The organism is Streptomyces sp. NPDC014889 (genome assembly GCF_043081205.1).
Lineage (GTDB): Bacteria > Actinomycetota > Actinomycetes > Streptomycetales > Streptomycetaceae > Streptomyces.
In genome coordinates, this window is record NZ_JBIBWH010000008.1 from 63,077 (window position 1) to 74,950 (window position 11,874).

10 protein-coding genes are annotated in these 11,874 nt (G+C 71.3%); 7 read left to right on the forward strand and 3 right to left on the reverse strand.

Features of this window, described 5'->3' with window-relative positions; translation table 11 throughout:
- Window positions 1–162: 162 nt before the first annotated feature.
- The 5 genes from ACF09J_RS17300 to ACF09J_RS17320 all read left to right on the forward strand — a co-directional run bounded on the left by ACF09J_RS17300 (window position 163) and on the right by ACF09J_RS17320 (window position 5,119).
- On the forward strand, window positions 163–1,020 hold the full coding sequence (locus ACF09J_RS17300; protein ID WP_392306263.1) for a TIM barrel protein: 858 nt from the start codon (window positions 163–165) through the stop codon (window positions 1,018–1,020).
- A 70-nt stretch (window positions 1,021–1,090) separates the two neighbouring features.
- Window positions 1,091–1,984 carry a 2-hydroxy-3-oxopropionate reductase gene (locus ACF09J_RS17305; protein WP_392306264.1) on the forward strand — a complete coding sequence of 298 codons (894 nt, stop codon included), beginning with the start codon at window positions 1,091–1,093 and terminating at the stop codon, window positions 1,982–1,984.
- Between the two features lie 200 nt (window positions 1,985–2,184).
- Window positions 2,185–3,648 carry a catalase gene (locus ACF09J_RS17310; protein ID WP_392306265.1) on the forward strand — a complete coding sequence of 488 codons (1,464 nt, stop codon included), beginning with the start codon at window positions 2,185–2,187 and terminating at the stop codon, window positions 3,646–3,648.
- A gap of 434 nt (window positions 3,649–4,082) precedes the next feature.
- Entirely contained in the window at window positions 4,083–4,319 is a 237-nt protein-coding gene (locus ACF09J_RS17315; protein ID WP_392306266.1) for a hypothetical protein, read from the forward strand.
- Between the two features lie 218 nt (window positions 4,320–4,537).
- Window positions 4,538–5,119, forward strand: a complete 582-nt coding sequence (locus ACF09J_RS17320) for a TIGR04222 domain-containing membrane protein (protein ID WP_392306267.1) — start codon at window positions 4,538–4,540, stop codon at window positions 5,117–5,119.
- A gap of 98 nt (window positions 5,120–5,217) precedes the next feature.
- On the opposite strand, the gene gcl is transcribed toward ACF09J_RS17320, so the two are convergent.
- From gcl to ACF09J_RS17335, 3 genes are all read right to left on the reverse strand, one after another.
- Window positions 5,218–7,002, reverse strand: coding sequence for a glyoxylate carboligase (gcl, locus tag ACF09J_RS17325; RefSeq protein WP_392306268.1), 1,785 nt, complete (start codon window positions 7,000–7,002; stop codon window positions 5,218–5,220).
- Between the two features lie 289 nt (window positions 7,003–7,291).
- Entirely contained in the window at window positions 7,292–8,899 is a 1,608-nt protein-coding gene (locus tag ACF09J_RS17330; RefSeq protein WP_392306269.1) for an AMP-binding protein, read from the reverse strand.
- Entirely contained in the window at window positions 8,896–10,569 is a 1,674-nt protein-coding gene (locus ACF09J_RS17335; RefSeq protein ID WP_392306270.1) for an AMP-binding protein, read from the reverse strand. Before ACF09J_RS17335 ends, ACF09J_RS17330 begins: the two co-directional genes overlap by 4 nt.
- A gap of 134 nt (window positions 10,570–10,703) precedes the next feature.
- On the opposite strand from ACF09J_RS17335, the gene ACF09J_RS17340 reads away from it, so the two are divergent.
- Both ACF09J_RS17340 and ACF09J_RS17345 read left to right on the forward strand, forming a co-directional pair.
- On the forward strand, window positions 10,704–11,540 hold the full coding sequence (locus ACF09J_RS17340; protein WP_392306271.1) for a LuxR C-terminal-related transcriptional regulator: 837 nt from the start codon (window positions 10,704–10,706) through the stop codon (window positions 11,538–11,540).
- Between the two features lie 154 nt (window positions 11,541–11,694).
- Entirely contained in the window at window positions 11,695–11,847 is a 153-nt protein-coding gene (locus ACF09J_RS17345; protein ID WP_392306272.1) for a hypothetical protein, read from the forward strand.
- Window positions 11,848–11,874: the final 27 nt, after the last annotated feature.

An 11,874-nucleotide genomic window follows, 5' to 3' on the forward strand; every position in this document is an offset into this window, starting at 1 on the left:
CTAACGCGCGGGCCGGATTCCGGGCAGCCCTCCGGGACCGGGATCCGCCCGGGGGCCCGCACCCCCTTGACAAGCCACGACACCCCCCGGCAGTCTTCCATTAGGCAGAAACAAACTTCCGCAATACGGAATACGGCGACAACGGAAGGGAGCGCGGCCCTGATGCCGGCTTTTAAATCGAGCACAGCCGCAGACCAGCGCTTCAACGTCAACCTGTCGATCCTCTTCACGGAACTCCCGCTCCTGGAGCGGCCGGCGGCCGCCGCCGCGGCCGGCTTCACCGCGGTCGAACTGTGGTGGCCGTGGATCGACACCCCCACCCCGGAGCGTGCCGAGACCGACGCCCTGAAGAAGGCGATCGAGGACGCGGGCGTACAGCTCACCGGTCTGAACTTCTACGCCGGAAAGCTCCCGGGCCCCGACCGCGGCGCGCTGTCCGTGCCCGGTGAGGAGTCGGAGCGGTTCCGCGCCAACATCGACGTGGCCGCGGACCTCGCCCGGTCGCTCGGCTGCACGGCGCTCAACGCCCTGTACGGCAACCGGGTCGAGGGCGTGGACCCGGCCGAGCAGGACGCGCTCGCGCTGGACAACCTGGTGCTCGCGGCCCGGGCCGCCGACCGGATCGGCGCGATCCTGCTGATCGAGGCGCTCAACAAGCCGGAGTCGCCGCTGTACCCGCTGGTGAGCGCGCCCGCCGCCGTCGAGGTGGTGGACAAGGTGAACGCGGCCTCGGGCCTCGGCAACGCCAGGTTCCTGATGGACCTGTACCACCTGTCCATGAACGGCGAGGACCTGCCGTCGGTGATCGAGCGGTACGCCGCGCGGACCGGCCACGTCCAGATCGCGGACAACCCCGGCCGCGGCGCGCCCGGCACGGGCTCGCTCCCGCTGGAGGACCTCCTCGACCAGCTCGGGAAGGCCGGTTACGACGGCTGGGTCGGCCTGGAGTACAAGCCGGGCGACAAGCCGAGCGCCGAGGCCTTCGGGTGGCTGCCGGCCGGCGCCCGAGCGGCCCGCTGACCCGCCCCGGACACCTTTCTCCGGGCCCCGACTCCCAGACGCAGCACAGAAGTCAGAAAGGCACCCGCACATGACCACCACCCTTCCCAAGGTCGCCTGGATCGGCCTCGGCATCATGGGCTCGCCCATGTCCGAGAACCTGATCAAGGCGGGCTACGACGTCACCGGCTTCACGCTGGAGCAGGCGAAGCTGGACCGGCTGGCCGCCGCGGGTGGCACCGCCGCCGGCTCGATCGCCGAGGCGGTCCGGGACGCCGACGTGATCGTCACGATGGTGCCCGCGTCGCCGCAGGTCGAGGCCATCGCCTACGGCCCGGACGGCATCCTGGAGAACGCGCGCTCCGGCGCGCTGCTGATCGACATGTCCTCGATCACCCCGCAGACCTCGATCGACCTGGCCGCCGCCGCCAAGGACAAGGGCATCCGGGTCCTGGACGCCCCCGTCTCCGGCGGTGAGGCGGGCGCCGTCGAGGCGGTGCTGTCGATCATGGTCGGCGGCGAGCAGGCGGACTTCGACGCGGCCAAGCCGCTCTTCGACGCGCTGGGCAAGACCATCGTGCTGTGCGGTCCGCACGGGTCCGGCCAGACCGTGAAGGCCGCCAACCAGCTGATCGTCGCGGTGAACATCCAGGCGTGCGCCGAGGCCGTGGTCTTCCTGGAGAAGTCGGGCGTGGACCTGAAGGCGGCGCTGGATGTCCTGGGCGGCGGCCTGGCGGGCTCGACGGTGCTGACGCGGAAGAAGGACAACTTCCTCCAGCGCGACTTCAAGCCAGGCTTCCGTATCGACCTGCACCACAAGGACATGGGCATCGTGACGGACGCGGCCCGCACCGTGGGTGCCGCGCTGCCCGTCGGCGCCGTGGTCGCCCAGCTCGTGGCCTCCCTGCGTGCGCAGGGCGACGGGGGCCTGGACCACTCGGCCCTGCTGCGGGCCGTGGAGCGGCTCTCCGGCGACCAGGTCTGACCGGACCCGCCAGACCTCCGGACGGCGCCGCCGCCGACACCTGTCATGTCGCGCCCAGGCGGCGGCGCCGTCCGGATCTCCACCACCGCCTGTTCAACAAACTGTTGACGCGCCGATCGCGCCGCTCCTAGGCTCCACGCCAGCGGAAACTCCACGAAGCGGAAACGTAATTCCGCAGCACTCTGCACGGAAGGTCCCCGATGTCGAAGCGCGTGCTCACGACCGAGTCCGGCGCCCCGGTCGCCGACAACCAGAACTCCGCCTCCGCAGGTATCGGCGGCCCCCTCCTCCTCCAGGACCAGCACCTGCTGGAGAAGCTGGCGCGCTTCAACCGCGAGCGCATCCCGGAGCGCGTGGTGCACGCCCGCGGCTCCGGCGCCCACGGGCACTTCGAGGTGACCGACGACGTCACCGGCTACACCCACGCCGACTTCCTGGGCGCGGTCGGCAAGCGCACCGAGGTGTTCGTGCGCTTCTCCACCGTGGCGGACTCCCTCGGCGGCGCGGACGCGGTGCGCGACCCGCGCGGATTCGCGGTGAAGTTCTACACCGAGGAGGGCAACTACGACCTCGTCGGCAACAACACGCCGGTCTTCTTCATCAAGGACCCGATCAAGTTCCCGGACTTCATCCACTCGCAGAAGCGCGACCCGTTCACCGGCCGTCAGGAGCCGGACAACGTCTGGGACTTCTGGGCGCACTCCCCCGAGGCCACGCACCAGGTGACGTGGCTGATGGGCGACCGCGGCATCCCGGCGTCGTACCGCCACATGAACGGCTACGGCTCGCACACCTACCAGTGGACGAACGCCGACGGCGAGGCCTTCTTCGTCAAGTACCACTTCAAGACGGACCAGGGCATCCGCTGTCTGTCCACCGAGCAGGCCCAGGAGATCGCGGGCGCCGACCCGGCCTCCCACCAGACGGACCTGCTCCAGGCGATCGAGCGCGGGGTGCGCCCGTCCTGGACGCTGTACGTCCAGATCATGCCCGCGGCCGAGGCGGCCGGCTACCGCTTCAACCCGTTCGACCTGACCAAGGTCTGGCCGCACCGGGACCACCCCCTGCGGCGGGTGGGCCGGCTGGTCCTGGACCGCAACCCGGACAACGTGTTCGCCGAGGTCGAACAGGCCGCGTTCTCCCCGAACAACTTCGTGCCGGGCATCGGCCCGTCGCCGGACAAGATGCTCCAGGGCCGGCTGTTCGCCTACGCCGACGCCCACCGCTACCGTCTGGGCGTCAACCACACCCAGCTCGCGGTGAACGCCCCGAAGGCCGTGCCCGCCGGCGCGGACAACTACGGCCGTGACGGCCTCATGGCGTCCAACCCCCAGGGCCGGTACGCCAAGAACTACGAGCCGAACTCCTACGACGGCCCCGTCGAGACCGGCCGTCCGCTGTCGGCCCCGCTGGCGGTGACCGGCCACACGGGCACCCACGCGGCGCCCGCCCACACCAAGGACGACGACTTCCTCCAGGCCGGCGAGCTGTACCGGCTGATGTCCGAGGAGGAGAGGCGGCGTCTGGTCGCGAACATCGCCGGCGGCCTCGCGCAGGTCTCCCGCGACGACGTGATCAGGAAGAACCTCGCGCACTTCCACGCCGCCGACCCGGACTACGGCAGGCGTGTGGAGGAGGCGGTGCGCGCCCTGCGCGAGGACTGACACCGAGCCGCGTACGGGATCCGCCGGGAGGTCATGCCCCGGATCCCGTACGCGTACGGCCCGCCCGGGCCGTCGGGCGACCCGGATGAGGGGTGACCGCCCGACGGCCGTGCGGGCAGGGCCCAGGGACCGCGGCGGCGTGCGAGCCAGTGCGGTGGTGAAAGCGACGGGACCGTCCTCCCGACCGGAGGGAGGCCGTCCCGGAGCCGTCGCACCCGCCGCGGTCCCGGCCCTCCGCCTCGCGGTCCTGCCGTGAGGCCTCCCGATCCCGTCCGGCGGCGCGAATGTCCTGTCGCGCCCAGTCTCGCGCCGTCGGACGGCAACCAAGCGGACGGCGGAGAAGCGCCGGCCCCGGTGAGTTCCCGGGTCCGGCGCTTCTCGGCGTGCGGATGGGAGGCCGGCGCAGGAGGCTGAGGGTCAGGAGGCTTGAGGACATGGACAACCCCACGCAGCATCCGCACATCGTGGTGCACGCGCCGGCCCTGGACGGCTCCCGGCGGGTGACCGAGGGCGAGGTGACCCTCGGTCTCGCCTCCCACCTGGACGACGTGATCGAGATCCTCCGGCTGGCCGACCTGGACCGCGTCGAGGTGGAGGAGAGCGACCTCATCGAGTGGCAGGGCGGCGGCCCGGAGGACTGGCCGGGCCTGCCGGAGCACGACGACATCTGACCGCGCCGGACCACGAAGACGCCTCGGCGGCGGGGGCTGGGGGCGGAGCGGCCGGGGTGTCTACCGCAGTGGGCGTAGCGCGGCTACGGCATGCTCAAATCATGCTCTGAAGCAGGGGCGGCAGGGTGTCGGGCAGCCCCGGGTGCGGGCACATGTCCCTTGACGGGGCCCGCCGGTACGGGGGCGGCGGGTCCCGTGCACCGGCTGCTGGGGGTCCCATGGACAGTGACGCGACGAACCGGCTCGCGCCGCACGAGATCGCGTTTCTGCGGGGCGGCCGCCGCGCCGCCGTCACGGTCGCCGTACTCGCTCTGCGGGCGCGGGGCGCCGTCGGTCCCGGACGCGGCGGCACGATGCACACCACGGGGCCGGCCCGGGGCGCGGGGACGGATCTCCCTGCCCTCCCCCATCTGACGAAGACCGTGCACGCCGCTCTCTACCGACCCGCCGGCATGCGGCAGTTGCTGGACCGGGAGCCCGTCGCCCACGCGCTGACCGACCTGCGCCACGAACTCACGGTCGCCGGGCTGCTGCGCGGCTTCCCGCCCAGGCGCACCCGGGCCGGCCGGCGGGCCCTGAGGGAGTTGCGGGACCGGCACCCGCTGCCCACGAGCGGGAAGGGCCTGTCGTCCGACGACCGGCTACTGGCCGTGGCCCTGTACGGGGACCGGGCGCTGACCCGGCTCATGCCGCGCTTCGCGCGGGAGGCGGGACTCCTCGGGCGGGGCGGGACGACCGAGCGGGAGCTGCGGCAGTCCTGGGGCGGCGGCTCGGGCGGCTTCAGCTGCGCTTCCGTGTGACGGCGCCGCCCTTGGTGCGTCGGAACAGCATGAAGGGGGCGGCCACCTGCGGGCGGGCCGCCCCCTTCCGTCGGTGTGCGCGTCAGTCGGAATGCGCCTCAGACCTTGAGGGCCCTGATGGCGGTCGGGGCGTGGCCGGGCTCGGTGGCCACTTCCTCGAATTCGACGACGTTGCCGATGTCGTTGGTTCCCGACATCGAGATGTTGGTGACGCGCTCCAGGATCGCCTCGACGACGACCGGCACGCGGTGCTCGGCGGCGAGCTTCTTGGCCTGTTCGAGAGCGGCGCCGAGCTCACCCGGGTCGGTCACCCGGATCGCCTTGCAGCCCAGGCCCTCGGCGACCTTGACGTGGTCGACGCCGTAGACGCCCAGCTCGGGCGAGTTGATGTTCTCAAACTCCAGGTTGACCTGGAAGTCGATGTCGAAGGCGCGCTGCGCCTGGCGGATCAGCCCCAGGTAGGAGTTGTTGACCAGCACATGGACGTAGGGGATCTTGTGCTGCGCGCCGACCGCCAGCTCCTCGATCATGAACTGGAAGTCGTAGTCGCCGGAGAGGGCGACGACGGACGCCTCCGGGTCGGCCTTGGCGACGCCGAGCGCGGCCGGGACGGTCCAGCCGAGCGGGCCGGCCTGACCGCAGTTGATCCAGTGCCGCGGCTTGAAGACGTGCAGCATCTGGGCGCCGGCGATCTGCGAGAGGCCGATGGTGGAGACGTACCGGGTCTCCGGTCCGAAGGCCTTGTTCATCTCCTCGTAGACGCGCTGCGGCTTGATCGGGACGTTGTCGAAGTGCGTACGGCGCTGGAGCTTCGCCCGCTTCTCCTGCGCGGCGGCGGCCCAGACGGTGCGGTCGGGCAGCCGTCCGGCCGCCTTCAGCTCGCGGGCCACCTCGACGAACAGTTCCAGCGCGGCCCTGGCGTCGGAGGCGATGCCGTAGTCCGGGGCGAAGATCTTGCCGATCTGGGTGGGCTCGATGTCGACGTGGACGAACTTCCGGCCGGCCGTGTAGACGTCCAGCTTGCCGGTGTGGCGGTTGGCCCAGCGATTGCCGATGCCGAGGACGAAGTCGGACTCCAGGAAGGTCGCGTTGCCGTAGCGGTGCGAGGTCTGGAGGCCGACCATGCCCGCGTTCAGCTCGTGGTCGTCGGGCAGGACGCCCCAGCCCATCAGGGTGGGGACGACCGGAACGCCCGTCAGCTCGGCGAACTCGACGAGGAGTTCGGACGCGTCGGCGTTGATGACACCGCCGCCCGCGACGATCAGCGGCCGCTCGGACTCGTTGAGCAGCGTGATCGCCTTCTCGATCTGGGCGCGGGTCGCGGCCGGCTTGTAGACGGGCAGCGGCTCGTACGTCTCCGGGTCGAACTCGATCTCGGTGAGCTGGACGTCGATCGGCAGGTCGACGAGGACCGGGCCGGGACGGCCGGAGCGCATCAGGTGGAAGGCCTGCTGGAAGACGCCGGGGACCTGCGCGGCCTCCAGGACGGTGACGGCCATCTTGGTCACCGGCTTGGCGATGGAGGCGATGTCGACGGCCTGGAAGTCCTCCTTGTGGATCACGGCGGTGGGGGCCTGGCCCGTGATGCACAGGATCGGGACGGAGTCGCCGATGGCCGAGTACAGGCCCGTGATCATGTCGGTGCCGGCGGGGCCGGACGTGCCGATGCAGACGCCGATGTTGCCCGCGTGGGTCCTCGTGTAGCCCTCGGCCATGTGCGAGGCGCCCTCCACATGGCGGGCGAGCGTGTGGTTGATGCCGCCGGACGCCTTGAGCGCCGCGTAGAAGGGGTTGATCGCGGCGCCCGGCACTCCGAACGCGGCGGTGACGCCCTCGCGCTTGAGGATCTCAACTGCCGCACGGGCAGCGGTCATACGAGCCATCGAGTTCTCCTGCTTCGGCTGTCTTCGGCTGTCGGATTCGCACGCCCGTCGCGCCCTGCGGTTGTGGTTCTTCCGTATAGCGGAAAATACTTTCTACGATCTGGAAGCAATGTAAGTGGGGTCCGCGAAGGCCGTCAAGGGTGGCGAGGGGCGGACCAGCACGACGGAAACCGCCCCCGGCAGGAGTGCCGGGGGCGGTCGGAAGGCGCGGGTGCATGAAGGCGCGGGGTGTATCAGGGAGCCGTCGTCGTTCTGCGCACCACGAGTGCCCGAGGCGCGAGCCGTCCGCTCACAGGGCGTACTTCTCGCGCAGCTCGATCTTGCGCACCTTGCCGGAAACGGTCATCGGGAAGGAGTCCAGGACCCGCAGCCGGCTCGGGATCTTGTAGTGGGCCAGCCGGCCCTCGCAGAAGGCCCGCAGGTCCTGAAGGGCCGGCGGGTCGGCCGCGTCCAGCGGGATGACGCAGGCCAGCACCTCCTCGCCGTACTTTTCGTGCGGTACGCCGACCACCTGGACGTCGCGGATCTTCGGGTGGCCGTAGAGGAACTCCTCGATCTCGCGCGGGTAGATGTTCTCGCCGCCGCGGATGATCATGTCCTTGATGCGGCCGACGATCTCGACGTACCCGTCCTCGCGCATCACCGCGAGGTCCCCGGTGTGCATCCAGCGGCCCGCGTCCACCGCCTCCGCGGTCTTCTCCGGCTCGTTCCAGTAGCCGAGCATCACGCTGTAGCCGCGGGTGCACAGCTCGCCCGCCGTGCCGCGGGGCTGGGTGACCCCGGTGGCCGGGTCGACGACCTTGACCTCCAGGTGCGGCAGTACGCGGCCGACCGTGCCGGTGCGGTGTTCGAGGTCGTCGTCCATCCGGGTCTGCAGGGAGACCGGCGAGGTCTCGGTCATGCCGTAGCAGATGGAGACCTCCTCCATGTGCATCTCGGCGACCACCCGCTTCATCACCTCCACCGGGCAGGGCGAGCCCGCCATGATGCCGGTGCGCAGGGACGACAGGTCGTACGACGCGAAGTCGGGGAGGTTCAGCTCCGCGATGAACATCGTCGGCACCCCGTACAGCGAGGTGCAGCGCTCCCGCTGGACCGCCTCCAGGGTGGCCTTCGCCTCGAAGGACGGCGCCGGGATCACCATGCACGCGCCGTGCGAGGTGGCCGCCAGATTGCCCATGACCATGCCGAAGCAGTGGTAGTACGGGACGGGGATGCAGATCCGGTCCCGTTCGGTGTAGCCGACCGTACGGCCCACCCAGTAGCCGTTGTTGAGGATGTTGTGGTGGGAGAGCGTGGCCCCCTTGGGGAAACCGGTGGTGCCCGAGGTGTACTGGATGTTGACCGGGTCGTCGCAGCTCAACTCGGCCTGCGCCGAGACCAGTTGCTCCACCGGCACCCGTGCCGCGGCGGCCGTCAGCGCGTCCCACGACGGGTCGCCGACATAGACGGTCTCCCGCAGCTCGGGACACCTGCCGCGGACCTGCTCGACCAGCGCCCGGTAGTCGGTGCCGCGGTGGGCCTGCGAGGCGACCAGCAGCGAGATGCCGGCCTGCCGGAGCACGTACTCCACCTCGTGGGCCCGGTAGGCCGGGTTGATGTTCACCATGATCACGCCGATGCGCGCGGTGGCGTACTGGACGAGCACCCACTCGGGGCAGTTGACCGCCCAGATCCCGACCCGGTCGCCCCTGGCCACGCCCTTGGCGAGCAGTCCGCGGGCCACCTCGTCGACGGCGGCGCCGAACTCGGCGTAGGTCCAGCGGCGTCCGGAGGGCACGTCGACGAGCGCCTCGCGGTCGCCGAAGGCGGCCACCGCCCGGTCGAGGTTGGCGCCGATGGTGTCACCCAGCAGCGGTGTGCCGCTGGTTCCGTGGGCGTAGGACAGCTCGCTCACCGGAAGTCCTCCTCGCGGTACTCGTTCGCCGAGCCCTCGGCCGTGGCCTCGCGCAGCTCGATCCGGCGGATCTTGCCGGAGACGGTCTTGGGCAGCTCGCCGAACTCCAGGCGGCGGATGCGCTTGTAGGGGGCGAGCACCTCCCGGGAATGCTCGAAGAGCGCCTTCGCGGTACCGGTGTCCGGCTCCCAGCCCTCGGCGAGGACGACGTACGCCTTCGGCACGGCGAGCCGCAGCGGGTCCGGCGCGGGCACGACGGCCGCCTCGGCGACCGCCTCGTGCTCCAGCAGGGCGCTCTCCAGCTCGAACGGGCTGATCTTGTAGTCGGACGCCTTGAAGACATCGTCGGAGCGTCCGATGTACGTCAGATATCCCTCTTCGTCCCTGGAGGCGACGTCTCCCGTCCGGTAGTAGCCGCCGGCCATCGCCTCCGCGGTGCGTTCCGGGTCGCCGTGATAGCCGGTCATCAGGCCGACCGGGCGCGCGGACAGGTCGAGCGCGATCTCGCCCTCGGCGGCGCCGGGCGCGCCGGAGACCGGGTCGAGCAGTTCGACGCGGTAGCCGGGGCTGGGCCGGCCCATGGAGCCGGTCTTCAGCGGCTGACCGGGGCTGTTGGAGACCTGCACGGCGGTCTCGGTCTGCCCGAAGCCGTCCCGGATGGTCACGCCCCAGGCGCGCCGGACCTGCTCGATGACCTCGGGGTTCAGCGGCTCGCCCGCGGCCACGGCCGCGCGGGGCGGGGTGCGCAGCTGGGTGAGGTCGGCCTGGATCAGCATGCGCCACACGGTCGGCGGGGCGCAGAAGGTGGTGACGCCCGCGCGGTCCATCTCGGCCATCAGACGGGCGGCGTCGAAGCGGGTGTAGTTGTGGATGAAGACCGTCGCCTCGGCGTTCCACGGGGCGAACAGGTTCGACCAGGCGTGCTTGGCCCAGCCGGGCGAGGAGATGTTGAGGTGCACGTCCCCCGGTTTCAGGCCGATCCAGTACATGGTGGCCAGGTGCCCGACGGGGTACGAGACGTGGGTGTGCTCCACCAGCTTGGGGCGGGCCGTGGTGCCCGAGGTGAAGTACAGCATCAGCGGGTCGTCGGCGAGGGTGGGCCCGTCCGGGACGAACTCGGCGGGCGCGGCGCAGGCGTCCTCGTAGGGTTCCCAGCCCTCCTCCGGGAGGCCGCCGACGGAGATGCGGGTGTAGGCGCCGGGGACGTCGGCGAACTTGGCGGTGTCGGCGGCGCGCGCGATCACGTGCCTGACCCGGCCGCGTTCGACGCGGTCGGTCAGGTCGGCGGGGCCGAGCAGCGGGGTGGCGGGGATGACGACCGCGCGCAGCTTCATCGCGGCGAGCGCGGTCTCCCACAGTTCGGCCTGGTTGCCGAGCATGACGAGGACGCGGTCCCCGGCTCCGACGCCACGGTCGCGCAGCCAGTTCGCGGCGCGGCTGGAACGCTCGGACATCTCGGCGAAGGAGAGGCGGGTCTCGCTGCCGTCCTCCTCGACGATGTGCAGGGCGGTGCGGTCGTTCCCCTCGGCGACGGCGTCGAACCAGTCCAGTGCCCAGTTGAAGTGGGTGGGGCGGGGCCACTCGAAGCCGGCGTAGGCGGTGGCGTAGTCCTCACGGTGTTCCAGCAGGAAGTCCCGTGCCCTGCGGAAGAGCTCCGTCGCCGTCGTCATTTGTCCTCCTTGGTCCCGGACCATTGCCGGGCGGCTCTCTGCCATCGTGTAATCCGTGATGTGCGTCTCACTACCCCCGAACGGGGGTGTGCTGGCGGGCAGGTCCATGACGTTCCACGGCGAAGGGGCGAGCGGTGAGGGCGGACGCGGCCGGGGCGGCGGAGATCCGTGGTGCGCTGATACGGCTGCGGCGGGCGACGGGCCTTCCGGTCGCCTTCGGCGGCCTGGTCGAACCGGGGCGGCCGCGGGTGCGGATCAGCGAACTGACCGGCACGACGACGCTCGCGCTCAGGGCGCTCGCGGTGAGCTCGGGCAACGGACTGGGCGGCAAGGCGGTGGCGCTGGCCCGTCCGTGCGCGGTCACGGACTACTCACTGTCCCCGCGGATCAGCCACGAGTACGACGTGCCGGTCGCCGCGGAGGGGCTGCGCTCGGTGCTGGCCGTGCCGGTGGTCGTACGGCGCCGGGTGCGCGGCGTGCTGTACGGGGCGCTGCGCACGGCCCAGCCGCTGGGCGACCGGACGCTGAGCGCGGCCGTGGAGGCGGCGCGTGACGTGGAGCAGGCGCTGGTGGCTCAGGAGCGGGCGCGGGACCTGCTGACGGCGTCCCGTACGGCGCCCGCCCCGGATCCGGCGGACGGGGCGGCCTGGGAGCAGGTCCGCGAGGCCCACGCGGCCCTGCGCGCCCTGGCCCCGCGGATCTCCGACCCCGCCCTGCGCGCCGAACTCCTGGATGCCTGCGGGCTGTTGACCACGGCGGCCGCCCCGGTCGCGGGCGTGAGCCTGGCCCCACGCGAGATCGACGTACTGGCCTGCGTGGCCGCAGGCGCGACCAACGCCACCGCGGCGTCCCGCCTGGGTCTGAGCCCGGAGACCATCAAGAGCTACCTTCGCTCGGCCATGCGCAAGCTCGGCGCCCATACCCGGGGCGAGGCGGTGGCCTCGGCCCGCCGGGCGGGGGTACTGCCGTAGGAGGTCGGGCAGGGGCGACGCCCGACCGTGCGAGCGCGCGGGCGTCCCCGGGTGTTCAATGACAGTGGGGGGCGACAGATGCCCGGAACCATGGAACCCGCCGTTTCCGCCGACTGGAGCCGCAAAACGGGCGTTCCAGGAGAAGGCGACCCCGATGGCCTTCGTATACGGAAAGATCCTCTGCGCAGCGGCCGGAGCGGAAGAACTCGCCGACCCGATTCGCGACCTGATCACGTGGTACGCCGTCATGGTCGCGATCCTGCTCGTGGCCCTCGTGGTCATGTTGCTGAAGACCAGGCGCCGTTGACCTTCGCGGGACCCGCGGGAACAGCCG